This is a genomic window from Paenibacillus sp. Z3-2 (assembly GCF_054161325.1).
On record NZ_CP096397.1, the window covers coordinates 6366270 to 6392378 of the forward strand.

At 47.1% G+C, this 26109-nt stretch carries 24 protein-coding genes and 1 pseudogene; 9 read left to right on the forward strand and 16 right to left on the reverse strand.

Annotated features, from left to right (window positions below; genetic code table 11):
* The first annotated feature begins 67 nt into the window (after positions 1–67).
* Together M1D71_RS28410 and M1D71_RS28415 are read left to right on the forward strand one after the other, a co-directional pair.
* Positions 68–1291 carry an MFS transporter gene (locus M1D71_RS28410; RefSeq protein ID WP_458124594.1) on the forward strand — a complete coding sequence of 408 codons (1224 nt, stop codon included), beginning with the start codon at positions 68–70 and terminating at the stop codon, positions 1289–1291.
* 78 nt (positions 1292–1369) lie between these two features.
* Entirely contained in the window at positions 1370–2152 is a 783-nt protein-coding gene (locus M1D71_RS28415; RefSeq protein ID WP_458124595.1) for an ABC transporter ATP-binding protein, read from the forward strand.
* A 197-nt stretch (positions 2153–2349) separates the two neighbouring features.
* Here the strand turns inward: M1D71_RS28415 and M1D71_RS28420 are convergent, their stop codons facing one another.
* Complete coding sequence (locus M1D71_RS28420; protein WP_458124596.1) at positions 2350–3078, reverse strand: class I SAM-dependent methyltransferase; 729 nt, start codon at positions 3076–3078, stop codon at positions 2350–2352.
* A 98-nt stretch (positions 3079–3176) separates the two neighbouring features.
* Positions 3177–3617 carry a MarR family winged helix-turn-helix transcriptional regulator gene (locus M1D71_RS28425; protein WP_458127377.1) on the reverse strand — a complete coding sequence of 147 codons (441 nt, stop codon included), beginning with the start codon at positions 3615–3617 and terminating at the stop codon, positions 3177–3179.
* A gap of 222 nt (positions 3618–3839) precedes the next feature.
* Between M1D71_RS28425 and M1D71_RS28430 the strand changes: the two genes are divergently transcribed.
* Complete coding sequence (locus M1D71_RS28430) at positions 3840–4280, forward strand: GNAT family N-acetyltransferase (RefSeq protein WP_458124597.1); 441 nt, start codon at positions 3840–3842, stop codon at positions 4278–4280.
* A 162-nt stretch (positions 4281–4442) separates the two neighbouring features.
* On the opposite strand, the gene rlmN is transcribed toward M1D71_RS28430, so the two are convergent.
* The 3 genes from rlmN to greA all read right to left on the reverse strand — a co-directional run bounded on the left by rlmN (position 4443) and on the right by greA (position 7827).
* On the reverse strand, positions 4443–5537 hold the full coding sequence (rlmN, locus tag M1D71_RS28435; protein WP_458124598.1) for a 23S rRNA (adenine(2503)-C(2))-methyltransferase RlmN: 1095 nt from the start codon (positions 5535–5537) through the stop codon (positions 4443–4445).
* 177 nt (positions 5538–5714) lie between these two features.
* Positions 5715–7070: a sodium-dependent transporter gene (locus tag M1D71_RS28440; RefSeq protein ID WP_458124599.1), complete on the reverse strand. Its 1356-nt coding sequence runs from the start codon at positions 7068–7070 to the stop codon at positions 5715–5717.
* 280 nt (positions 7071–7350) lie between these two features.
* Complete coding sequence (gene greA / locus M1D71_RS28445) at positions 7351–7827, reverse strand: transcription elongation factor GreA (RefSeq protein WP_458124600.1); 477 nt, start codon at positions 7825–7827, stop codon at positions 7351–7353.
* A gap of 287 nt (positions 7828–8114) precedes the next feature.
* On the opposite strand from greA, the gene M1D71_RS28450 reads away from it, so the two are divergent.
* Positions 8115–8987 (forward strand): arylamine N-acetyltransferase family protein, encoded by an 873-nt coding sequence (locus M1D71_RS28450; protein WP_458124601.1) that lies wholly within the window; start codon positions 8115–8117, stop codon positions 8985–8987.
* A gap of 139 nt (positions 8988–9126) precedes the next feature.
* Entirely contained in the window at positions 9127–9810 is a 684-nt protein-coding gene (locus tag M1D71_RS28455; protein WP_458124602.1) for a 4'-phosphopantetheinyl transferase family protein, read from the forward strand.
* Positions 9811–10123: 313 nt separating this feature from the next.
* Here M1D71_RS28455 and M1D71_RS28460 read toward each other — a convergent pair whose 3' ends face one another.
* The 5 genes from M1D71_RS28460 to M1D71_RS28480 all read right to left on the reverse strand — a co-directional run bounded on the left by M1D71_RS28460 (position 10124) and on the right by M1D71_RS28480 (position 15251).
* The gene (locus M1D71_RS28460; protein WP_458124603.1) at positions 10124–10984 is read right to left on the reverse strand and encodes an alpha/beta hydrolase; all 861 of its coding nucleotides are present in this window, start codon (positions 10982–10984) and stop codon (positions 10124–10126) included.
* A 400-nt stretch (positions 10985–11384) separates the two neighbouring features.
* Positions 11385–12434 carry an ABC transporter substrate-binding protein gene (locus tag M1D71_RS28465; protein WP_458124604.1) on the reverse strand — a complete coding sequence of 350 codons (1050 nt, stop codon included), beginning with the start codon at positions 12432–12434 and terminating at the stop codon, positions 11385–11387.
* Positions 12435–12483: 49 nt separating this feature from the next.
* Positions 12484–13698 (reverse strand): AraC family transcriptional regulator, encoded by a 1215-nt coding sequence (locus M1D71_RS28470; protein WP_458124605.1) that lies wholly within the window; start codon positions 13696–13698, stop codon positions 12484–12486.
* Positions 13699–13982: 284 nt separating this feature from the next.
* Positions 13983–14729 (reverse strand): Bax inhibitor-1/YccA family protein, encoded by a 747-nt coding sequence (locus M1D71_RS28475; protein ID WP_458124606.1) that lies wholly within the window; start codon positions 14727–14729, stop codon positions 13983–13985.
* Between the two features lie 165 nt (positions 14730–14894).
* Positions 14895–15251, reverse strand: a complete 357-nt coding sequence (locus tag M1D71_RS28480) for a nucleotide excision repair endonuclease (RefSeq protein WP_036612270.1) — start codon at positions 15249–15251, stop codon at positions 14895–14897.
* 675 nt (positions 15252–15926) lie between these two features.
* On the opposite strand from M1D71_RS28480, the gene pdxR reads away from it, so the two are divergent.
* From pdxR to M1D71_RS28495, 3 genes are read left to right on the forward strand one after another with little or no spacing between them, the layout of a single operon-like run.
* Positions 15927–17378 (forward strand): MocR-like pyridoxine biosynthesis transcription factor PdxR, encoded by a 1452-nt coding sequence (pdxR, locus tag M1D71_RS28485; protein WP_458124607.1) that lies wholly within the window; start codon positions 15927–15929, stop codon positions 17376–17378.
* A gap of 15 nt (positions 17379–17393) precedes the next feature.
* The gene (locus tag M1D71_RS28490; protein WP_458124608.1) at positions 17394–18314 is read left to right on the forward strand and encodes a D-alanine--D-alanine ligase; all 921 of its coding nucleotides are present in this window, start codon (positions 17394–17396) and stop codon (positions 18312–18314) included.
* Positions 18311–18769, forward strand: coding sequence for a GNAT family N-acetyltransferase (locus tag M1D71_RS28495; protein ID WP_458124609.1), 459 nt, complete (start codon positions 18311–18313; stop codon positions 18767–18769). Before M1D71_RS28490 ends, M1D71_RS28495 begins: the two co-directional genes overlap by 4 nt.
* Before the next feature lie 122 nt (positions 18770–18891).
* Here M1D71_RS28495 and M1D71_RS28500 read toward each other — a convergent pair whose 3' ends face one another.
* The 6 genes from M1D71_RS28500 to M1D71_RS28525 all read right to left on the reverse strand — a co-directional run bounded on the left by M1D71_RS28500 (position 18892) and on the right by M1D71_RS28525 (position 25516).
* Entirely contained in the window at positions 18892–19677 is a 786-nt protein-coding gene (locus tag M1D71_RS28500; protein ID WP_458127378.1) for a glucose 1-dehydrogenase, read from the reverse strand.
* 146 nt (positions 19678–19823) lie between these two features.
* Positions 19824–21287 (reverse strand): GNAT family N-acetyltransferase, encoded by a 1464-nt coding sequence (locus M1D71_RS28505; RefSeq protein ID WP_458124610.1) that lies wholly within the window; start codon positions 21285–21287, stop codon positions 19824–19826.
* Between the two features lie 243 nt (positions 21288–21530).
* Entirely contained in the window at positions 21531–22988 is a 1458-nt protein-coding gene (locus tag M1D71_RS28510; RefSeq protein WP_458124611.1) for a copper amine oxidase N-terminal domain-containing protein, read from the reverse strand.
* Between the two features lie 256 nt (positions 22989–23244).
* Complete coding sequence (locus tag M1D71_RS28515) at positions 23245–23373, reverse strand: hypothetical protein (protein WP_458124612.1); 129 nt, start codon at positions 23371–23373, stop codon at positions 23245–23247.
* A gap of 137 nt (positions 23374–23510) precedes the next feature.
* Positions 23511–25025 (reverse strand): DUF1877 family protein, encoded by a 1515-nt coding sequence (locus tag M1D71_RS28520; protein WP_458124613.1) that lies wholly within the window; start codon positions 25023–25025, stop codon positions 23511–23513.
* On the reverse strand, positions 25025–25516 hold the full coding sequence (locus M1D71_RS28525; RefSeq protein ID WP_458124614.1) for a helix-turn-helix domain-containing protein: 492 nt from the start codon (positions 25514–25516) through the stop codon (positions 25025–25027). The genes M1D71_RS28520 and M1D71_RS28525 overlap by 1 nt, the downstream gene beginning before the upstream one ends.
* 186 nt (positions 25517–25702) lie before the next feature.
* On the opposite strand from M1D71_RS28525, the pseudogene M1D71_RS28530 reads away from it, so the two are divergent.
* A pseudogene (locus M1D71_RS28530) lies at positions 25703–26017 on the forward strand (DUF4385 domain-containing protein); the annotation flags it as partial.
* Between the last annotated feature and the right edge of the window lie 92 nt (positions 26018–26109).

The window sequence follows — 26109 nt, forward strand, 5'->3', positions numbered from 1 at the left end:
CTTTTCACAAAGACAATACCCGACCATATCTCTTATCATTGAAAAAAATAAATCGAGGTGATCTCACATGGCTCAGGCCACTTTAAGCAAAATGCAAATCAACTCCTCCGCCAATTGGGCACTCGCCGGAGTCAGCTTCGCCCATCTGCTGAATGATGCGATGCAGACGGTTGTTCCGTCTGCTTTTCCGCTATTCCAGCAAACGATGCAGCTCAGTTTCGCCCAGATGGGCTGGATTGCCTTCGCCCTGAATATTACCGCATCCGTTCTTCAGCCACTGGTGGGTTATATGTCGGATCGCAAACCAATGCCCCTTCTGCTTCCCGGAGGCATGTTATTCTCCCTGATCGGTATTCTCGGCTTAGCCTTGTCTTCCGAGTTATGGATGCTGCTTGTTTCGGCAGCACTGATTGGTATAGGCTCATCCATCCTCCATCCCGAATCCTCACGCGTGGCCCATATGGCAGCCGGACGTGGACGTGGAATGGCACAGTCGATCTTCCAGGTGGGAGGCAACACGGGGCAGGCCATTGCTCCACTACTGGTCGCCTTCATCTTGCTGCCACATGGGCAGCTTAGTTTTCTATGGCTGATGGGCTTTGCCCTGATCGGTATCTTCATTCAGTCTTTGGTCAGTCGCTGGTACAGAGACAAGCTTGCCGAAACTCGTATTCATCAGCAGCAGCCTCTACAATCAAGCGGCGCAGAGCCAGCAGCTCGGCCTGTAAGCCGGGGATTCATCGCTTTTACAATGGGAATTCTCATCCTGCTGCTGTTCTCCAAATTCGTATATATTGCTGGCATGACCGGGTACTACGCCTTTTATTACGCCGATGCATATCACTTGCCTCTCTCCCAGGCACAGATCTGTCTGTTTATTCTGCAATTTGCAGGCATGGTCGGAACCTTGCTCGGCGGCCCGCTCGCTGACCGCTATGGACGTAAACCGATGATCTGGTTCTCCATTGCAGGTACTGCACCGTCTTCACTGTTGCTACCTTACGCTGGACCCGTCTTGTCCATGGTATTGTGCGGCATGATCGGACTAATCCTGATGTCTGGCTTCAGCGTGATCATTGTCTATGCACAGGAATTGCTTCCTCGTCATATTGGAACCGTATCCGGGTTGTTTTTCGGCCTGTCATTCGGCATGGCTGGACTTGGCTCGGTTGTGCTAGGTTCTTTAATTGACGTGACCAGCATTGCATTTGTTATCAAGTTATGTTCGTTTTTGCCACTGCTTGGTGTGTGTGCTGTATTTCTGCGCAGGGATCGACCAAGGACAGCGTGATGACCGTTGAAACCTCTTTGGTTTTGTGACTACAATACACCTAGGACAATTGAGGATAACAGAAGGAAGGAATAACGCATGATTATTGATGTACAACATGTCACTTGGAAAAGGGGCCCTCACACCCTGCTGAACGATGTCAATTGGCAGGTCAATGACGGTGAACACTGGGCGTTGCTTGGCCTGAATGGCTCTGGCAAAACAACACTCCTGAACATGATCACCGGATATCTCTGGCCGACCGAAGGCAAGATATCCGTGTTAGGCCATGAATATGGTGATGTGGATCTGAGGCAGCTTCGCAAATCCATCGGCTGGGTCAGTTCATCTCTGCAAGAGAAATTGCACGGTACAGACCGCACACAGTATGTGGTGATCAGCGGTAAACACGCCACCATTGGCCTGTATGACAAGCTGTCAGATGATGATCTGGATCAGGCACAAGAATTGATGCAAACGCTGGGCTGTCAGCACCTGTGGGATCGCGAATATCGCACCTGTTCTCAAGGTGAGAAACAGAAACTTCTCATTGCCCGAGCACTAATGGCCAATCCGCGCGTACTTATTCTGGACGAGCCTTGTAATGGACTGGATCTGTTCTCACGAGAGCGACTGCTGGAGAGCATCCGTGAATTGTCCCAGCGTCCGGATACCCCTTCACTCATCTATGTCACCCATCACACGGAGGAAATATTGCCCGTATTCAGTCACAGCCTCTTGCTGCGCCGGGGCGAAGTCGTCAGTAGCGGATTAACAGGTGATCTGATGAACACGGAAGTGCTGAGCAACTTCTTCGAGGCACCTGTTGAAGTCGATCGGCATGGAGAACGTGTCTATGTCAGAGCTGCAGGGGATTCATAATCGAGGGTTATACACAGTAAACGTATCAAAGGTATCGAAACATAACAGTAAAAGCGCAATATCTTATCCACATGTGGATAGATTTTGCGCCTTTTACTCCTATATCTAGTGTTATCCACCGTTTTCTGTGTAGAACTTTCTACTTTATGAGTATAACTTTACGGTTTCATCTATTTATCTATACGCTTTATCACGATCTACTTCCGGGCACCTAAAAACAGAAACAGCGGAATGCGCTTTCTGCGCAGATAGGTTTCCTCGTTTACAAAATGAGCACGCTGTGGTGCTGACTCGCGCAAATGCTCCACATGGAACCCTACACGTTGCAACGCCATATAGTACGATTCAATGGATCGATGCATCTTTTTCACAGAACCGCCAAGCCACTGCTGCTCACGATATCCTTCCACAAAATATTGATCAACTACCCAATCCGTTCGAGTACCGGAAGGTTGCAGCGTAGACGTGATCACAGGATGTTCTACTGAAAATACAAATGTACCATTCTCTTTCAACGTATCGTATATGTTGCGGAACAGGCTGTCCACATCCTCAATATAGTGAATAGCCAGTCTCGATATAACCAGATCATACACTCTGGCCGGGTAGGTCCAATCCTCCATGAACGCTTGCTCAATCCGGGCATTCAATCCGTTTACCGACTCGTTGGCTGCCTGAATCATATTCACAGAACCTTCAATCCCCGTATACGTTGTACCTGGATGATCCATACTCAGCAATTCTGCCGCGAACCTTGCATCTCCACAACCGAGGTCCAGAATATTTTTGCCAGCAACGTCTCCGATCAACTCCAGCATTACCGGCTTCTCCAATGTATCATTGGCGTTCTCCTGCCACTTGCGACGTTCCATGTACTTTTCGAAATTCGCCTCATTATCGTAAAAGTCTGATCCTCTGCCCTGCATTCCGTGACCCTCCATTTCGGATAAGCATGCTTCATACTTACAGCTTGTAAGAGTATACAGAATGTGGATGTACCTGGCTATACCAAAAAGGCTGTTGTCTATTCCAGGTGATCCATGTAGGGCCGTCGTCCACCCTTTTTAACAAATTTCCAGTCCACTTCAATGTTATGACGCATGCGCCTGAGAAGGTGAATCGCTGTCTCGATCTCTTCCTCCGTCAGACCGTCCAGCGTTACCTGATCTGAATGCACGCCCTCTTTACGAATAAATTCCCATGCCTCAAGCCCAGCTTCGGTGGGATATAACACTTTATTCTTCCTATTACCCATTGCTGGCTGTTTAATAATGAATCCATCCGATTCGAGTTTGCTAATAGCCCTTGCCGCAGTCGTGCGATCTACTTTGATCAGTTCAGCGAGCTGATTCGGGATAATCCCCGGATTCTCACAGATTCGATACAGATATAGATACTGTCCCCGGGAGAGGTTCAAATGCTGAAACTCCACGTTACTGATTGAATCCAGACAACGGGCGATCATACCAATTTCACGCAGCACTTCTTTCTTTTCAGTCAACACATTCACGCCCCTATAAAATTGTTGCATTCGCAACATAATTGATGGTATAACTACAGTTGAATTGGTTTCAATTTTAACCAAATCGCTTGAATCATGTAAAAGAAAGAGACTCGTTTACTTTCCTGTTATGTACCAGTTTATCACGTTAGGATAACATTACGATCACCCAAAGGAGAAACATTCATGAATACAACGATTGTTGAAGTTAATAATCAGGAATTGCTCGATGCCTGCTTTGCCATTCGCACAGCTATTTTCGTCGAAGAACAAGGCGTGCCCGCAGCGGATGAATTCGACGCTTATGATACATTAGACGCGGAGGCACGCCACATTCTACTCTACGTAGACGGTGTACCTGCTGCTTCCTCCAGGCTGCGCGTTGTGGAACAGGTCGCCAAATTGGAACGGATCTGCGTCATGCTCGATTACCGCAAACATGGCCTGGGTCGTATACTGATCGACAAGCTGGAGCAGATGGCTATTGCCGAAGGACTTGAGAAAGCCAAGCTGCACGCACAGGTGCAGGCTTCCGGGTTCTACGAACGTCTCGGATATGCACCGGCGTCGGAAGTATTTATGGAAGACGGCATCCCCCATCTGCTGATGATCAAAAAACTGAAATAATGACATTCCAAAAACGCCTCTGTCATCACTTCTCAGTGATGTACAGAGGCGTCTTTATATTCAGACAAGCATTCGTGATCGAACGGTTATGATACGTAAGGGCACGGATCATAGCAACCACGCATCCTGACTTATCTACCAGCTCCGTGCTGTGTCTTATTCTTATCCCATTGCCAGACGGTCTGGCTCGGATTCAGCAGCGTTGTTCTTCATTTGTTTACTACGCAACTGTCCGCAGGCGGCATCAATATCGGTACCGTGTTCCATACGTACAGTTGAGTTGATGTTGTTCTTTTTGAGTGTATCATAGAAGCCCAGAATCGATTCTTCTGTACTCCGTTGATACTGACTGTGCTCATCCACCGGGTTGTAAGGAATCAGATTCACACTGACCATACTCTTGCGGCTGGACAACAGCTCAGCCAGTTCCGCAGCATGCTGACGCTTATCGTTAACATCACGCAACAGGATGTACTCAAACATGATGCGTTTGTTCGTTGTAGCCAGATAATAATCCACCGCATCCATCAATTCCTCAATCGGGAAAGCCCGGTTGATCTTCATGATGTGTGTGCGCAGTTCATTATTTGGTGCATGCAGAGAGATGGCCAGATTAACCTGCAGACTGCTGTCTGCAAATTCCTTGATCTTGTCCGGAAGGCCACTTGTGGATACTGTAATCCGTTTGGCTGCCAGCGCCAATCCTTTGCGATCTTTGATGACTTCGATGAAATCACTCATGTGCTGGAAGTTATCGAATGGTTCGCCAATACCCATCACAACCACATTTGTTACCCGCTCGTCTTGACCCGCTGCATCCAGATGTCGCTGTACGTGCATGATCTGTTCCACAATCTCTCCAGCAGTCAGGTCACGACTTTTCTTGATCAGGCCGCTCGCACAGAAGCTACAGCCAATATTACAGCCGACTTGTGTGGTCACACATACAGTAAGTCCGTATTTTTGCCGCATCAATACCGTCTCGATCAGGTTGCCGTCCTGCATCCGAAGCAAAAATTTCACGGTACCATCTGCCGATTCCTGCTTCACATGTTCACTCAGCGAATTCATTGTGAAATGTTCAGAGAGCACATCCAGACACTCCTGACGTACATCGGTCATCGCAGGAAAATCATGTACACGCTCTTGATATAACCATTCCCAGATCCGGGATGCACGGGATTTCTTCTGCCCATGCTCCGGTAGCCAGGAACGTAATTGCTCTAATGTTAATCCATATATGGATGATTTGTTCATTGTATAATCCTCTTTTCGCAAAAAAAGCTATGGCTTATCGGTCCTACCCAAAAAACCTCTACTCCGTATTGTCCCAAATTTGAAGCGGGAAAACAAGGGCTTTAGCATTTCTTCCAAGAGGTTTTATCTATGGCAAATCTGCACAACAGACAACATTTATGCCTATCTGGTCTTCAATTAGAAGTGAATGATACCGGATGTGTGCAGAAGAACCAACAGAACCAGGATCGGTGCCACGTAACGAAGCATGAACAACCACACCCGGAACCATCCGGAACGCAGGCCGGAAGCTTCCGCAGCCGTTTTCCAGAAGTATCCGGCAAAAATCGTCACAAGCAATCCACCAACAGGCAGCAGGATGTTGGACGCTACAAAGTCCATCCAGTCGAATACACTCTTCGATCCAATGGTCCATTCAGGCAGCAAGCCGAGCGACAATACCGAAGGAAGTCCCACGATGAAGACTGCGAGTGATATCACCCATACCGCACGATTCCGGCTCCAGGACAGACGTTCCATGAAATATTTCACCGGAACTTCCAGCAAGGATACTCCCGAAGTCAATGCGGCAATAGCCAGAAGGATGAAGAACAGTCCGCCAAACAGGAAGCCAAGTGGCATCGCCGAGAAGGCTGCCGGAAGCGCTATAAAGATGAGTGACGGTCCCTGATCCGGTGCGATACCAAATGAGAATGTCGTTGGGAAGATGATCAGGCCGGCAATGAACGCATAGAGCAGGTCACCCGCACCAACAGCGATGGTAGCCGCTCCGAGCGATTGATTTTTGTCCACATACGAACCATAGGTTATTAGAATACCCATTCCGAGTGACAGGGAGAAGAAGGCATGTCCGAGCGCCACCAGTGCTGATTCCGTTGTAAGTTGCGAGAAATCAGGATTCAGGAAAAAGGAAACCCCCGCACCTGCACCAGGCAATGTTACGGCCCGTATCATCAAGATAATGAGCAGCACCAGCATGGCGGGAATTAACACTTTGTTAAATTTCTCAATCCCGTTGGATACCCCTTTGGCTACAATCCAGCCTACGACAAGTACCGCGACCAGTTGCCACACGATCGGCATATAACCGCCTACGAAGGAATTGAATTGTCCCGCATAATCTGGATTGTTAAACAATGTTCCACTGAAGGACGTAATCGCATATTGCAAGGTCCAGCCTGCAATAATGACATAAAAAGAAAGGATGATAAAAGGCGTCAGTACTTGCAGCAAACCGGCTGCGAGCCAGCCTTTATGTCCGCCTGCTTTGATAAAAGCAGTTGCGGCGCTTCCTCTGCCGCTACGGCCAATCGCAAGTTCCGCCAGCAACACGGGCAGACCGATCAACAGCAAACAGACGATGAAGAGCAGGAAAAACGCAGCTCCTCCGTTCTCGCCCGTAATATACGGGAACTTCCACATGTTACCCAGTCCTACCGAGCTGCCAATGGCTGCCAGAATGAATCCAGCACGCGAGAAGCGTTCACCTTTGCCAGCGTTGTCTTGATCGAGATTAGGCTTACTAAAATTCATCGTATCTACTCCATCACTTTAAAGTTTTCCCGTAATTATATACTACTCACCTTGTCAGGTCATTCGAAATTCAAAATTTGTCGAAATGTTATTTTTTTACATATTAATACACAGGGAAATCTTCATCTCGTACGTTCCCTAGAAACATTATGTGACAAAGTCCGTCCGCCCAACCCTATGAAGTTAAAATGAAGTAAATCGCCCAAGCATTCAAGCTCAATATAATAAAAAAAGGTGTCCCCTCAGCCACGTTCTGACTGCGAAGCACCTCGTTCCCGTATTACACTTTAATCTGAAGCAGCTCATATTTGATAACGCCCATCGGAGCATTTACATGAATGACGCTGCCGACTTCTTTGCCCATCAATTCTTTGCCCAGCGGGCTCTCGTACGAAATTTTATTATCCGCAACGTCAGCCTCGGCAGGGCCAACCACTTTATATTCAATCTTCTCGGCGAACTCAATATCATTAAGAAACACCGTCGATCCAATGCTCACTTTGTTGGAGTCTATATTATCTGAAGTGATGACTCTTGCTTTTGTCAGCATCTTCTCCAGAATCAAAATCCGAGTCTCCATAAAGGCCTGATCATCTTTGGCTGAATGATACTCACTATTTTCCTTCAGGTCACCGTAACTGATCGCGAGTTTCAAACGCTCAGCCAATTCTTTGCGCTTCACCGTCTTCAATTCCCTCAGTTCGTCCTCCAGCTTTTCCAAGCCTTCCTGTGTCAAAATCACTTCATCATTAGCCATTTTTCCATCTCCTAATCCTGCTATCTATCTATATTCTAACCTATATCCACTCCAAAGGGTTAGCATACCCAAGAAAAAGAAATAGCCCATCCATATATTGTATTTTGATTGCATCAAAACGATGTTAATCTCTTGAGATCATTTTTTAGACTGTACTCATTAATTGTACCGTTACAATCTACTCAACTGATTATGTTTATTTCGCACGTTCACTTTTACAATGAACTCAGGGCAGCAGAAGTTTATAAATCTGCCTGCAGCCCACTATATAACATGAGGTGATCTGGATGAGTGAACCATTGAATACAGCTGAAATACAGGCCTATCTGAAACGGATCGGCATTGATGACATAAAGAAACCCACACTGGAATTCTTATTTGAACTGCAACGAGCACATGTGCAACATCTATCCTGGCAAACGGTCGATATTTTTGCAGGTCGTCCTGCTGGAATCAGTCTTCAAGAGTCGATCCAACTTATATTACAGCGACGCAGCGGATACTGCTTTCATCTAAATGGTGCATTTAGTGTTCTTCTCCACTCTCTGGGTTACAAGGTTGATTGGCATCGCGGCGGAGTACAGCCCCATGGAGAACAACCACGAGTGAATTCGTTCCATCTCGGTCTATCTGTCCTTTTGCCGGATGCTGACCCGACAGTTGAGTGCTGGATTGTGGATGTAGGCCTGGGCGGAATGCCCTTCGAACCTCTGCCACTTCGTTATGGAACCTATGGTTCGGCACCATTCACGTATCAATTGATGCCATCATCTGTTGTTGCTGGCGGGTGGCGCCTCGAATATGAACCAAACGGACCAAGCGAAGGCGTGGACTATGCTCCTGAAGCAGTCACCAGCCTGGAAGAGTTCATTCCGAAGCATGAATTCTACAGTCGAGCGGCCGAATCACCTTGGCATAATGTATTTTTGCTTCGTCAGCGGGATGAGAACTGTAGTCATGAACTACGTGGATGTATGCTCCGAACACATGATATGAAAGGGATTCGGAAAAAGGAGATTCAGACCTACACAGAGTGGCGTGAAGTGTTAACTGAACTATTCCATGAGCCATTGGTGAATTACAGTGAACTGGAATGCCAAGACATGTGGGATCGCGTACAGACTGCCCATACGGAATGGAAGCGAGCGCAAGAAGCGTGAAGATGTATAGCTTGAAACCGTAAAATGTAGCGCGGATAGCCTGCTTGATTGGAGAATCATTAGAGAGATCCACTGAGGATCGTTCCATATAAAGGAAAGTTATTGATCCATGCCGAATTATGTCCTCAGGTGATAAATGATGATAACTATTCGTGTGCTCCAAGTTCCAGAAGTATTGCCCGAGGCGTACTGGAACCACTTTCTGTCGCAAGTCTCTGCCGAGCGATGTGCTCAGGCTTCGCGTTTTGTGCGTCAGGCTGACGCGTATCGCTCCGTGCTGGGGGAGATATTGACTCGTGTGACTCTAAGCAAGTTAACCGGCTTGAGACCTGATGAGCTTTCTTTTACCCGTAACTCCTACGGCAAACCTTCGCTCAATCACCATTGCAATGTGCAATTCAACGTTTCCCATTCTGGGGATTGGATTGCTCTGATCTCTGGCAGTACAGTTGAACTGGGCGTGGATGTGGAGAAAATAGCACCCATTGACATGCAGATTGCAGAGCGCTTCTTCTCTAGATCCGAAAGCCAGTTCCTCGCTGCGAAGCCTGCTGGAATGCAGCAGGAGACCTTCTACCGTCTATGGACGCTGAAGGAAAGCTATATCAAGGCAGTCGGTATGGGCCTGTCCATTCCACTGGATTCCTTCGCCATCCTTCCCGATGAGCGGGAAGGGTGGCATTGCGAGCAGGCCGTGGAATATCGCTTCCACAGTCAGCGACTGGACGATGGGCATATGCTGGCAGCCTGTTCGGCTGGGGGAGAGCTGCCGAGCCAGCCCGAAATCATAACCTTGGAGGATCTGTATACGGAGCTATTGTAGTATGAGGCTGGGGCTTATTCGTTTTATCTTGGGGTTTCGGTTGAGTTCAGGCTCTAACGAATCTGATCGGCAGCAGCATTGTTCTGGACTTGGCAGCAGTCTCTGCCAGCTCTGCTTCTGCTGTAGAACCCGCTACAATACCCGCTCCAGTGACGATGTGGAAGGGTCCGCAACCTCTCCCGAGAATTTCAGTGGATAAATGCCACCTCGTGCGTGTCTTGATCTGGGAAGACTCAGCTGGAACGGATCGCGTTCTCCCCTGTTAGAGCGATGTCGGTTTGATTCTGCAAAAACGTCCCTCATTCCGGGTCTTCTACGACTCCGGACTACAGGCAAAACGCATCGTGCGACTAATCAAAAAAGGCAATACCGAGACATGGTTCTCTTCTTCGAACTCGGTGTAGGCGATATCCAGCCCCGACTGCTTCAATGCGGATAAACGTTCCGTAAGACTCGCTGCCTTGTCATTGTTGCGTGCTGGATGTGTCTTCTCCTGTTCACCCATGCCAATCCACACCTTGACGTTCACCCGTTGCTGATCCAACCTTGCAATGAATTCCTGTTCCTCCGCCTGCATGACCTTCTGATTCCAGTGCAGCGAGGGACTACCCGCAATATAATATCGAAAAGCCTCCGGCTTCGTGAACAACGCATGGAGCACGAACAAACCCCCAAGCGAATGACCAAATATAGCCTGTCTGTCCCGATCAATCCGAAACTGCTGCTCCATCTCCGGTTTCAATTCTTCTTCAATAAACCGCAGGAATTCATCCGCTCCTCCTTGTTCGGGCAGAGGTGTGCCATCGGATTTTGCGGTATATTCCGTCGTGGCTTTTGGAGTAAAATCATAGTATCGATGAGGGGAAAAGGGACCCGCAATCGGGTATCCAATGCCTACGACAATCGCCGGAAGTGCACCTGTCTTCTCCGGTCTCCGTCCCTGCACACGAACAGCTTCCACCATCGTGCCGAATACGGAATTGGCATCCAGCAGGTAGATCACCGGGTAACCGGACGGGGGCGGAGGTTCGGCAGGCTTGAATACCATGATCTGATAGTCATGATGACCTGAACGTGATTTCATGGTCCATTGTTCGGCATGCGGGATCTGAACGGTACTGCGTGCGATATGCTCAAGGTTCCCAGGAGCGGTTGGATTAGGCTGAAACGTCATTACGGATGGGTCCTCCTCGTTGTTCTGCTTATATAAGTTTGAATACTGAACTACTCATACACTACGCCGTCAGAATAACCTTTCGATCGCTGTTATCTCCAGGTTTTTTCTGACTTCTCCGTTTCTGTGTAGTTCATAAACTCAACTTATATTGGTTATGGTTATGGTTAATTAAATATATTGATCTGCACTTGAGATTGATTCTCATTACCAATTATAAAAGAGTGAATCCGGCTGTCCCATGGACGATATCCAGAAATCATTTTGATTATCTCCATATTTCCATATTTATGTCATATAATGTTCACGTTTCAATCACAAAAAAACTCCCTCACGGCGTACGGAACGCTGGACTAACCATCCGATTCCGGGCACCCCAAAGGGAGCTATACTATTCAGATTATTGCGTTAACGCCTTTAACGTATCATCGATAACATGACCGTATGCGATCAGTCCACCACCCAGCCAAGGAGCTGGCTCGACAGCGTACACATGCCCCGCTTTCACCGCAGGCATACTGTTCCATACGTTCGTTTCGGTCATTTCCTTCATGCTGCCTGGCCCCTGTTCCACGGTGAAAATAAAGTCGGCATCAATCTCGGGTAATACCTCTGTCGATACAATGGCGCTGTTCTCCGACTCGACCAATGCAGGCTTACCGAGTCCCAGTTGTTCATATACGACGTAACCGCTGAAGTAATTGCCACCCATCATGCTAATGCCACGTGGGGCAAAACGGATAATGGCTGCTTTTTTGCCTTCGGCCACTTTTGCCAGTTCAGCTTTGGCTGACTCAACCTTGGCATGGTAAGTCTCAATGGCTTTTTCGGCTTCAGCCGTTTTGCCCAGAAGATCACCGATGACCTGCAAAGACTTCTCTACGTCACCCGATGCATTCGTGAATACGTAGGTCGGTGCGATCTTCGAATAACTCTCGTATACCCCATTCTCGGCGTATTGGGCCGTGTGCAAAATAATAAAGTCAGGATTATACGACATCAGTGCTTCTGGCGAAGGCAATCCACTGGAGAAATCAAGTGTAGGCACATCACTGAGTTGATCCTGTAGATAGACATGCCCTTTCGTACCACTCGCCCATTGAGCTACTGGCTTAACACCAAGGGTTAGCAGTGAATCTTCCAGATATGGTGCAAACACTCGCTCTGTACTGGCTGGAATAATTACATCATGTCCCAAGTCATCTTTTACGGTGCGTTCACCCGTCGTCTCTTCCGCTTGCTCTTCCTGCACAACCGTCTCGGCTGAAGCCGGGGTTGAAGTTTCCTTTGCGGGTTGCTCCCCCTGAGCGGATCCTGCATTCTCGGACGCTGCGCCACAGGCAGACAACAACCCTGTAATTAACAGCAGTAGGATCAGGGCTGAGAGCCGGGCACTGCGGGATTTGCTACCAACGGAACGTTGTCCGGTGTTTTTGATATAGTGAAACATGTGATATCCCCCTTGATAAACATTCTCATTTAGATACAAGGATTATATGTCACGTCGCCTGGGAATCACCATGGACGTTATCCAGATAGATGTTTGGACAATATCCCGTGAAGATCAGTAGCGCTTCATCCAGCATGCGCATCACGCCTACAGCCGAATAATCAAACCAAGGGTCACCTGTGATCAGATGGACCTGGTACTGACGAATGGCCTTGAGCTGACGCCATGTAACCGAATGCTGCAAGCTAAGCCAATACGCCCGTGAAGCTGCTTCGGAACACACCATTACGAGAATTCGATCAGGGTTCATTGCGGCTAGCTGCTCCAACGTTAACGGATTATTGGCACTAAGATCAGAGAAGGTCTCTAGTTGCAGTGCTCCATACAACACTTCTTCAATACCCGGATTGCTATAGAGGTACAGACTCTGCCCGTAGATCCGCACGACGATCACTCTCTCCCGGCCCACTTCCCGCTGTACCGATTCGCGCGCCTTCTCCGCTCGCTGGTTGTACATGTGTATCCATTGCTCCGCCTGTTCCTCCCGCTCCAGAAATGATCCAATCATGCGCAGCTGTGTCCGCCAATCCGAATGATGCTTGGGGACAAAACAGCAAGGCGCAATCTCGGCCAATTGGGCCTGATCCTGTTCACTAATCTGATCTGTACCTACGATGGCATCAGGGCGAATATGAACCAACCGTTCCACATTGGCCTCAAATCGCCAGCTCGTGTACGGGTCCGTCAATTTCAGGTGAGACTGAATCTCTGTACGATGTGCATTATAATAATAGGCGGTCCATTTGGGATCGATGGGTGCAGCGACGGGGATGACATTGAGCGCCAGAAGCTGTCCAATCACACTGGAGGAGCAGGTGGCAATCCGTTTTCTGGCGTTTTTCGCATAATCCGAAGGAGATACGCCAACTTCCTTTTTGAATTTACGGCTAAAATAGTACTCGTCACTGTATCCCACTCTCAGAGCAATATCGCGAAGCTTGTATCTGGATTCCTTCAGGTATCGCTTGGCTCGATTAATGCGCAGATCAGTAAGATATTCCATTGCGCTCTGTCCGTACGTTTTCTTGAACAAATCCACGAAATATTTCGGACTAATACCCGCCTCGGAGGCAAGGTCTGCAATCGATAGAGGTTGATCGTAATGTGTATCCATGTATGTTTTAACCTTCGCAAGATCCGTCTTGGGACTGCGGCCGGTAAGAGGCTGGTGCACAGCAATCTGCGAATCATTTTCCAGTAACATGAGGCCACTCCTTTCGATCTGCTTGATCGGTTTGATATGTAGCTAAAGAATGAAAACGACTTGGTAACTTTTAAACGAAAATGATAATCATTATCAATAAAATACCATAACCATTTCCAGACCGTCAATCCAAATATGGTAATATGTACACACCTCGTGCCTTATCATTTCCTCTCCTACTGTTCAGAAAGTTGCCTCTAGACTGCATCCACATATAACAAAAAAAGCCAACGACGTGAGTAACACGCGTTAGCTTTCATGAAGTTCAAACTTTAACGATAAGATTAATTCCGGCTCCGTAATTTGCTAAGCAGACGGATCATCTCAATGTACAGCCATACCAGCGTCACCATCAAGCCAAATGCGCCATACCACTCCATGTACTTGGGAGCACCACGTTCAGCGCCACCTTCGATGAAGTCAAAGTCAAGGACCAGATTGAGGGCAGCCACAATGACGATAACCACTGAAATACCAATGCCGATCAAGCTGTTATCATGCAGATAAGGAATCGTAATTCCGAAGAAACCCAGTACAAAGCTCAGCAGATACATGATCATGATCCCGCCTGTTGCAGCCACGACACCCAGCTTGAAGTTCTCTGTAGCTTTAATCAATCTGGTTTTGTATGCCACCAGCAGGGCAATGAATACAGCCATGGTCAACAGAGCCGCCTGCAAGGTAATTCCGTTATACAGTGACTCATAGGTTGCGGAGAGTGCTCCCAGGAATAGCCCTTCTGCCACGGCATAGACGGGTACCAGATAAGGCGCCGATACAGGTTTGAACGAAATCACAAGTGCCAGAATGAAACCAACGATCAGTCCGCCATAAGCGAGCGGCATCACTTGTTGTCCGTTAAAGAACATCATCCATGTTGCAAACGCACTGCCCAGCAGGATCACCAAAGTAATAAATGCTTTGTTCACCGTGCCGTTGATCGTCATGTAATTTTGATAGCGATCTTCTCCATATCCTTTGTTTTCAAACGTGCTGTCTTTAAGTGTGGGGTTACCGCTACGACCGATCAACACAATCACCTCTTCATATGTATTTGATATATCTGTGATTCTACGTTCTATAATACTTAACTTGAGCTCTGGTATTTCTACATTTGTGCCAAGCGAAACGGGATGCAATCCTGCGATCACATCCTTCTCATTGGCATAACACACATATGTCCCAGATGAAGTTTCTTATTTGTACAACACTTTGTCTACATTGTATTTCGCTCGCATCGTGTTAATGATATATGTTTCGTAAATTTCACGATCTACCGGATCTTCAACCAGGCATACTTCAATCTTCGTTACTTCCTCGCGGTGATTCTTGATTGGTGATACAGTGTCTTCAAAATGCTTTTTGATACGGGGTCTTAATTTTCGTGCTTTCCCGACAAATAACAACTCTCCAGCGGCATTGTAAAACATGAAAATCCCGCCTAGTTCCCGGGTAATCAGGTGAAAATCAGTGAATCCATAAATGTGGCTAAGCTGTGGATCAGCCTGCTTCGTGATGGTTACATCTGGTGTTGGCACGGTAATATTAATCAATAGGCTCACTTCCTCATTATCTATAGGTTTAGATCTTATCACATATTATAAAGGGACACCATTTCATTCTATAAGAAGTACTATTCACGCAATTTTCACTATTACGACAAATATTTCAAAAAAAAGGTTAACTTCCCTGATTCAAAGTGGTACTATAGGGGTATGAGGAAGAAATTGGGCACTGAGACATACGTCTTTATATCTACCTCCGTCTATTGTACCCTATGATTGAATATCTTTTTCATGCTGAATTCTGTTATGTGATCACGACAAGAGTACAGTTAGCAAGAACCTTAGCTTATAGATTGTGGATTTACCCTCTATTCGACCCTTGCAGCAAGCAAACGTAGAAAGAACTAGATTCATGATTTCACTGTAGATTTTAAGTATCACCTAGAAAGCCTGCAATTATAGCCGTACAGAAGTTATATAGACACACGTAGAAGGTCAGATAGCTATCGATCCTAGAGAGACTAGTCATGCAATGCAACTGTAGAAATTATAGCAGCAGTACTATAGAAAATGGATCAAGTTTCACCACCCGGCTCAGGCATATTGCCTGGGCTTTTTTGCGTTTACGCGAACAACCAACCACTCCCGCAGGGAAACAGAGGTATCGTGGTTCTTTCTGCTGGGTTTATAATATGGCAAGATACCAGTAGAGGGAGTGATGGGATGTATTCCGATCTGCAACTGACGGAGGACCGCCCTGTATATATACAAGTCAAAGATTATATGAAGCGATTAATGCTCAAAGGTGGCCTGCAAGCCAAACAAAAGCTGCCCTCGACCCGTGAACTCAGTACACTCATGAAGGTTAGTCGCAGCACGGTTCTGCTCGCATACGCCGAGCTTGAAGATGAGGGACTGATCTATGCAGTCAAAGGCAAGGGCAATTACGTCAGTGCCTCCATCGAAACACCTGAGGCTACAGCAAGCTGGCAACTGGACTGGACGACGGAAGTAAGCGAGTATGCCATTCAGGCAGAGCAGTACGATCTGATGAAGCATGGCTCCGGAGCAGAGCGCGGCGAGATCTCGTTCACCAGCATAGCACCGGATGAGAAGCTGTTCGATCTGCACAACGTGAAACGGGCTTTTCTGGATCGTATGTCACTTGAAGGCGAAGTACTGCTGAATTACGGATATGCGCAAGGATACAGACCACTCATGAACTATTTATTACGATATATGGAGAACAAAGGTGTCGACCTCCGTGGCAAGGACATTCTGATCACCAACGGATTCACGGAAGGCTTCGATCTGGTTCTTGGGGCGTTACGCAAAAAAAGCGGCAAAGCCCTCTGCGAGAATCCAACGCACCACACGGCGATCAAGAATCTAAAGTTGCACCAGTTTCACCTGACTGGTGTGAATATGGAACCGGATGGCCTGGACTTGAAGCAACTGGAACATGAGCTTGAGGCGAGTCCATATGATCTGGCCTATCTGGTTCCCTCTTATCACAATCCAACCGGGATTGTGACGTCCCCTGCGAAACGGGCGGAGATTATCCGGTTGATGAACCAATACCAGGTACCGATCATTGAGGACGGGTTCAACGAAGAATTACGCTATTCCGGTTCGCATGTCTCTCCCCTGATTGCCAGTATGGGTAAAGGCAATGGGCTCGTGTATTTAGGCAGCTTCTCCAAGGTGTTGTTCCCAGGACTGCGGGTTGGTTGGGTTATTGCGGATGCGGCGCTGATCGATTATCTGGAGAGTATGAAGCGGGCACGCAGCATCCACACATCAACGCTGGATCAATCGCTACTGTATCAATATCTGAGCAACGGTAATTTCGAGAAATATCTGAAGCGGGCTCGTACAGAGTATAAGCGCAAATATGAACTGGTTGTGCGCTGCCTGAAGCAGCATCTGCCGATGTGCCGGATCTCCGGTGAGGGTGGCCTGCACCTGTTCGTGCAGTTCCCGTCTGAATACAGAACTCGTGAACTGCTCGCGGCTTGTAAGGTGAAAGGTGTAACGTTCACACCTGGGGATACCTTTTATCTGGAACCCGGTCAGGGCGTAAACACGATGCGTCTGGGTTTCTCCAGAGTCAGCGATGAGAATATACGCAAGGGCATTCGGATCATTGGCGAGACAGCAGCTCAAATGAGATAAGAAGGAGGATTTCACATGAAAGTTGGCGTGATTATGGGCGGTACATCTTCAGAGCGGGCTATTTCCCTGCTCACCGGAAAGGAGATGATCAACCATCTGGACAAAGATAGATACGAGGTTGTGCCCATTGAGCTAAATACCAAGCGGGATCTGATCGACAAATCGGCCGGGATCGATGTGGCACTGCTTGCTCTGCATGGCAAGTACGGCGAAGACGGTACGGTTCAAGGCACACTGGAATCATTGGGTATTCCCTACACAGGCTGTGGCGTGCTTGCGAGCAGTGTATGCATGGATAAAGACATGTCCAAACAGCTCATGCAGCATGCAGGTGTGCTTACCGGAGAGTGGCTGCGGGTGAGTCATATCGAGGAACTGTCCTCTATTGCTGTTCAACAATTAACGTACCCTGTGGTGGTCAAACCCAATTCAGGCGGTTCCAGCATCGGTACCCAAGTAGTGAAGGAGGCTGACGCCCTGCCCGCTGCTGTGGAGGCTGCCCTCGTCTGGGATGATACGGTCATGATTGAACAGTATATCGAAGGTGAGGAGATCACCTGTGCCATTCTGGATGGAAAAATGCTGCCGGTGGTCTCCATTCGTTCGAACGCCGAGTTTTTCGATTATTCTTCCAAATATGATGACCACGGAGCCGATGAGCAGGTCGTGCAGTTGCCTGTGGACCTTCACCACCGTGTGGAAGCCGCGGCACTTGCCTGCTATCAGGTGCTGAAATGCAGCGTCTACGCGCGCGTGGATATGATGATTCGCGAAGGCTTGCCTTATGTGCTTGAAGTTAACACGCTGCCGGGTCTTACCCGTAACAGTCTGCTGCCCAAAAGTGCAGCTGCTGCAGGCATTTCTTTTGCAGATCTGCTGGATACCATTATTGAACTTTCGTTGAAAGAAAGACCCAAGGAGGAGATACGACTATGAGTCTGGATGTAACCATTAGACATAGCTCTACTACGGATCTGCAAGATATGGTCATTCTGATGGATCAACTCGGTTATCCAACCACTTATGCCGAGATGGAGGAGCGCTATACCCACATTGCTGAAGACGCTAACTTCACCACAGTGGTTGCTGAAGCACACGGTCGCGTAGTTGGACTGATTGGATTACAGACATCTTATCTGTATGAAAAGAACGGAAGACACTGCCGTATCATGGCATTGGTTGTACACGACCAGTTCAGGGGCTCAGGCATCGGCCGCCAGCTCGTTCTTGAAGCCGAGCAATGGGCCGCCACGCATAATGTGGACTCCCTGTCTCTGAACAGTGGCAATCGTCCGGAACGTGAAGCTGCACATGAATTCTATCGCCAGATGGGCTTTACAGCCGGGAGTACAGGATTCAGCAAAAAGCCGCAGATTCTACAGCACACTTAACCCGCCAAAGATACGCTATCCCAAATTTCACATCAAAAAGAACGCCCCACTCCGCACATTGGCGGAACGGGCGTTCTTCGGTATATGTCTATGTCGCATGGATACGCGGTTTGATTATGGGATCAATATTTGGCTGATTGTGCACCATCAATTGGAATAATGGCTCCATTGATGAAGGGTGATTCTCCAGACAGCAGGAAGGCAACGAGGCGCCCTACTTCCTTCGGTTCACCCAAGCGCTTGGCCGGGTTTTCCTTCACGAACTCTTTGGATGCTGACTCCCAATCATTGGGGTTGATCTGTTTGAACGAACCGATGACCATATCTGTCAGAATGGCTCCGGGGGCAATTGCATTAATGCTGATCCCGTGCTCGGCGTATTCAATCGCCGCATCTTTGGTCATACCGGCTACGGCATGTTTACTCGCTCCATAGGCAATCTGATTCGGCACGGCACGGATGCCACCAACAGAGGACGTGTTCACAATGTAGCCTTCGCCCTGTTTTTTCATCACAGGCAAGACGTGCTTCAACCCGTAAAATACACCCTTCAGGTTGATGTCGATGACTTTATTGAACATTTCCGTATCATAGTTCTCGATCAAGTTTTGCTTGCCCTCAATGCCTGCATTGTTGAAAAATGCATCGATACGTCCAAACTCATTGACCGTATCACTAACATACTTCTTCACGGCTTCTTCGTCGGCTACGTCACCTTCAATTAACAGAAACTCGGCATGCTGTATCTCTTCTGAGATCACACGCTTGGTCTCTTCCAGCGCCTTCATGTTCACGTCAACCAGGGCAAGCTTGGCCCCTTCACGTGCAACTTCTACAGCTGCCGACCGGCCGAGGCCGGAGCCACCGCCTGTAATCAGGACCACTTTACCTGCAAATCGTTCAGTCATCATTATTCATAGACCTCCCTATGCTATTTTTGACATCCTCCACACGAAGCACCCGTTTCTTCATTTGCTCTAATCAAACTCGGATCTGTTACAATCAGCATCTCAACCGGATTAGTATGCTTCTATATTTGTTCTGCCATTCATTCTCAGGATTTCATAGCTTCATAAGCCGCAAACAGTTTCTCTACCTCTACTCCGTTGATCTTCATCCCAGCCACTTGACACTGCTCCAACTGAACCCCAGATAGATCACAATCGATAAAACGACTTCCTCCAAGATCACAATGCGCCCACTGCATGGGTACACGGTCAGATCCAAGATGTGTATCCTGGAATTGAACGCCATCCAAAGCACAGAATTCAATCTTGCTGTCGGTTAGCCGTAAATCGGCTAGCAATATATTGGTCATATTTAGATTGGTGAATTTGCTTCCACTCAGGTTACAGTCGGTGATCCGACTATTGGTCAGATTACTGGTACTGTACCGAACTGAGTCAAGATTAGCTTGAACAAACTCAACCACTGACTCACCCGAGTCCTTGGATAATGTCTCATCACATATTGGATCAAAAGAATCAACTGACATGTTCTTCTCATATCCAAACTCTTCCTCAGATGCATAGACACGAATATATCCCATTTTTTCGTAAAAATGATGATTATCCAGCTGCAGACCTGAGGTCTCCAGCTTCCAATTTTCAATCTGCGGAAATTCAGTCTCAATAAGTTTCATGACTTGAGATCCCACACCACGTCCTTGGCATACGGGATCAATATAGATCTTATCGATCCTGGCATGTTTTCGTCCAAGCACGTTAACACTCACCCCTCCAATGGCACATCCGTCTGACTCCACAATATAATAGTCCCATTCACGAATCAGGAAACGATGCATTCGGATAGAAGAATAACCAGGTGGGCATAGATTGCTATCGATTTCCTTCTCACCGTCCGACCAGACTTTTATGGCATGATCAAAAGCGCGACTGCACATCTCTGTAAGTACAACAGCATCTTCCTGCTGTGCTCGTCGTATACGAATTGCAGAATGTACCTGCTTCGGTTGCACTGGTTCGGACTTTATTTTGAGCAGTTCAAAATAATCGTAGTTCTCCTGGTCCACTAGCTTTCTACGAGAGACATAACGAAAACCCGTATGCTCCAGAACTTTGCATGACGGCTGGTTGAACGGTTTCACAATGCCCACGATTCGATTCAGCAAGGTATGCTCAAATAAATATGATGTTAGGGCTTGAACCGCGTCTGTGACGTATCCTTTATTCCGATAATCCCGGGAGATGGCGTAGGCCACTTCCCGGTCTCCATGATCCAGCATGTCATTCGGAAACACCCCGCACCAACCGATGATGCGCTGATCTTCATTGTGTACAACGGCAAGTAGGATGCGTACATCTTCCGGGTTGAACTGCTCGTAACTGCTTACGACAAATTGTAAAAATTCGTGCAACTGCTCCTCGGTCATTTTCCAATCCGGCAGGATATCCGTGATTTCGGGTTGTTGGATTAATGCATGCACGGCAGCCTGATCTTCCAGCGTAAATGGACGCAACGTAATCGAGTTTGAATGGATGAATAATTGACTTTTCATATAAAACACCTCTGGGGATTTATTTAGGATGACACAACAAAGAGGAGCACCTCCAATAGAGGTACTCCTCGATCCGTTTCCTCATTTCAGAAACGCCGAAGCTCCTCGTAATGGGTCAAAAGGACACACGTATCCCGTTCATGGTCTAACGGAATTTTTGCGGTGTTCTTTTCACGATCATTACGAGAAATCTGGCATATTCTGAAATCCCCTCTCATACTAAGGCTTACTTATGACTCTCACTTAAGGACGGTCAATGTAAATCCAGCCTGTTTCTTGTTCTTTATCTACAGTAGCCCCAAGGGATTCAGCCACAAAGCGCAGCGGCACATATGTCTTGCCGTCCTTGCCTACATAGGCGGATTCCACCAAGGTCACTTCTTTACCAGCAACCGTTGCCTTCTTGGAACCTACAGTCAGGACAATCTCATCACCAGTGATGTCATCAATGACAACGATTTGGTTCGAGCCTTTGGTCCATTTCACTTCAGCATCCAATTCTTCGGATACATAGCGAAGCGGAACAAATGTTGTATTCTTAACGGTGATCGCCCCAGCGTATTCATCATCCGGGAAGAGCACTACACTTTTACTCGTGATCCCCGCTTCATCTTTCAGCAATTGATATGCCAGTGAATTGGAATCGAAATTGCGCAGCATCTGACCAGGCGTAATATTATCCTTCATCAGATCCATAACGCCGCCCGATACATCCACTTCATCGACTGCAACTGTCCCACCGATATTCCACTGTTCACTGTCTCCACTTACGGTTACGGATTTCAGCGGCAGATCTTCGGAAGCAGGCAGCGCCACTTTTAGTTCAAAGTTTTGCTTGCGAACATCCAGCTTGCTGTCCAGATAGAAGTCCAATTTCAGTTTGGTTTCTGTACCAAATACCGTTTTGAATTCAGGGGTCTCATTCAACAGGTTGTTCAGTTCCTGATCATAATTGACCAGCATACTGTCCAGTCCCACTTTGATCATGGCATACAGTGATGCAACAGCTTCATCTTTCGATTCAGGAACGATTGAATTCAGCGTGTCGTCTCCCCCACCTTCTACCTCATTAACGGCTTCAAGTACAGGGTAGAACACATCATACAGATCTCCAATCAGATCTTTCAGTCCTTGCTCATCCTTCGAAATACTCGTCAGGAATGGTTTGACCATGGCAAGCATCTCTTCACCACTAATCTCCATGTGCAGCTTGGAGAGACTAAGCGCTTCGCCATTTACGGATTCCTGCACCGGAGTCACGGAAATGTTCTTCGGATTGGACAGATGCTTCAAGACAAAAGAGAACAGTTTCGGGGAAAGTTCCTCGAGTTGCTTCTCCAGAGCCTTCGTATCTACCATCGGAAGAGCTTCTGCATCCTGGAACGTATCCAAAGATATGTACAGAGGTTTCTGGGCTCCGTCCAGATCAATGACCAATTGGGACTCATTCATGGACAGGTGGAAAGGTAGCTTTGTTCCCTCCATGCTGAATGTGCCTTTCACTGATGCGGTGTTAGCATCTTTCATTTTGGCTTGATCAATATCCAGGGATATGGAATTAATGAGTTCAATCATTTCAAGGTCTTTCTCTGTGGCAAATTCCGTAGCCGGTTCTATGTTTATATTCATGGATTGTCTGGATTCACCGGACTTGATACTCGCGCCATTAGCCATGGCTTTGCCAACATCTACTCCACCCACAGCCTGACATCCTGTAAGAACAACCATTAATAATACGAGTGGCACTGCCATCCATTGGACTAACTTTCGATTCGTGATATGATCTCCTCCTTAGAAAATATGGTTCATTCTCATTATGAAGGTACAGGGAATTATTGTAAATGGATACGCAAAAAATAAACCAAATGGCCGGAACATGTCCGACCTCTGGTCTATCTATATTTCAGCATTCGTAAATTTCGATAATACGTCCTGCTTCATTATGCAACGCTGGGAATTAGTCTTGCTCCTGATCTTCTGCGAGTTTCTTATCAGTTTCTTCATCTTCCGCAGTTACGAGGGTCTCGAATTGATCCGGCTCGTCCTCTTGAATCGCTTTGTTCTCTTCGTTCTGTTCCTGTGTCATATCGCATTCCCTCTCTTCTACCGGATTGTCATGTCACTCAAGGCCTGAGCCTTGTGTCTATCAATAACCCGAATATGCGCAGTTTAAACCTGTCTCAGCGTCGGCCAACCATTTTCCATCATAATTTCAGTGCTCATTTAGAAAACATAAAAGACGATCCCGTTTCCGCTTGCAGCCGTTGCCTGAAACAAGGCCTGAATATCATCCACGGTCTGAACGATCTCCTGAAATGTCTCTTCCGCATCCCAATCTTCCATGACAGGGTAGACGCCTTCAGCGATCATCTGGTCCAGACTATACCGCTGCTTTAATTCTTCCGGTGTGAGCTGCTCCAACGCCATGTAGGCTTCCAGCACCTGCTCATGACTAAGCAAGAACAGATCCATGTCCGAATAGTTTCCCAAGTACTGCTCACCTGCGAGAGGTACCACATAACCGAGGGGTGGTTCCCCCTGTACCAGGTTACCGTTCAGGGTGAACTGCAGCATCTGCCATGCTTTATCGATATCCAGATCAACTGCACAATCATGCACACTAACCTCGCCTGACTTGATGGATTCAATGAGCTCCTTCGTAACCACAAGATATCTGCCGGACATTCCCATACCGTTATCCCTCCTGTGTAATTCGTTCTGTTGTTCCCCATTAACCGTGCTTGATGTAAAAGAATCGGGGTAGTGTGCCATATAGTGAATTAACTCATCAGGAATAACCCAATTGAACACACTAGTCAGTAGAGGATCACGAAAAAAGGATCGAACCGCTTCCTTATTTATGTTCGCTGAATAATCTTCAAACAGGAGTTCTTCTCGCTCCCCTGACCGAGACTGCAAATTTGCCACCTGTGCAATCGAAGACGGTTCAAAGACGAAGTCAATCATACGAATAACAACAGGTTTTTCATACTTTGACGTTGTTACATGTACTTCCATTCGCTGCAGATCATAGATCAAGGAAAATACCGTATCTTCGCGTTTGGCAGAGGCTAATACCTTGAAGAATGCGTCTGGATTATCAAGACATGTCCCGGAATGAGTGTACATGTCAGCAACACATGAAAACCGATCCATTGAATTTTTCTCATAATCATCCCATTGTGACCATACACCCTGCCCTGATTCCAGTTCACGTATTGCATCACTATAGGTGGTATTCGTAATTACTGGCGCCTCCAAAGGCGCGGAATGCACACACATTTGACCCTGCAGAAACTCCACAATTACATAATTTCCGGTACGATCTGCAATCAGATAGTGCAACTGGGAAGTGCTCTGACTTATTCCGATTTTCCCCGCTGCCTCCAATGCTTCATCTACAGTACTGCATGTATCCAAAAGATATTGCATCCACTGAAGCTCGCTTACAACTGGAAGGCCACCCTCAGCTGGATACTGGGTCGACCATAACGTGGTCTGTTCAATCACAAGCCCTGCTTCATTCATTCCTCCATTGGGATTCTCCTTCCCTACCTGAGAAACGGTTAGACTCCCATAGATAGAAGTCCATGATGCGGGAAGAGATGGAGGCATGATCAAGGCAGTTTTGTGCAGACCACGCTGATTTGTGAACAGATATGCTCCATCATAGATCACATCCTGATTTTTGCAGACCCAAAAGTTCTCTTGAAATTTCGCTGCGAATGCTGTGCTCATTATTCCCCCTCCTGATGAGAGAATTGTGCAGATGCACTTGCCATGAACTCAGCTTTACTAAGCCACTCTTCAGATTGTTTGAGCGTTTCCTCATCTCCCAGTTCAATGATCGCTGCAAACCTTGCAATCAAAACCTGCTTGTGTTTTTCATGCATTAACTGTACAAGCTTCAGCCTGTAGGCTTCTTGCTTCTCTTCTTCCCCTTCCCTCTCCAACTTCTGTTCAATAAAAAGGATTTGTATATTCACTGTATTTTCAGGTGTGAGATCACGCAAATAATGTTGTCCATCAATCAGTACCTCATGTTCCACATGAAAATAATCAGCCAGTTGTTGCAATCTATCCTTGGGAATTGGCCGTCGTTTCTTGACCCAGTCATTAAATTGCTGTGGAGTGAGTCCTACCTCCTTGCACACCTGAGTGTACGATAACTGGTGAATATGAGCCAAGTACTGCAATACCGTCATCGAGGGCAATGAAACTTGATTCATGTACAACACTTCCTTCAAAAATTTATTTTATCAACTTGACATATAATATGTCATTATACAGGAGACATATTATATGTCAACAACGCTTAATCACTTATTTCCATCTTCAATAAGACCGGGTAAACGATAGTACAGATTACCAATTGTTGACGGCAACACATATCATCTCAAGGAGGAACCAAACGGATGAAAAAATTTGATTTCAGCCTCAATTTATGAAGAGCTAGATCTGCGCAAACATCCCGAGCTGTACACCGTAGGCCGGGGAGAGCAGGGTGTTCTCATGGTAGAGCCTTACAAAGGCGAGATTTTGCCACACTGGCGGTTCAAAACACCCGAGATTGCGACAGAGTCATCGGAGAAGATCTATGAGCTATTTTTGGAGTATAAGAAAAAGGGAGATTTCGTTGGTATGGATATGGCTCGCAAATTTCTCCAGATGGGCTATACAGAGGCAGACGATATACGAATCACAAAGGAGGACGCAAATATTCGAAGGAGGAGCATCGGGTAAATGATTGACTTATGGAAACATTTGTCTCAGAATCTATCTTGTTACTGTTCATTTTCAACCATTATATTGGAGAAGAGAG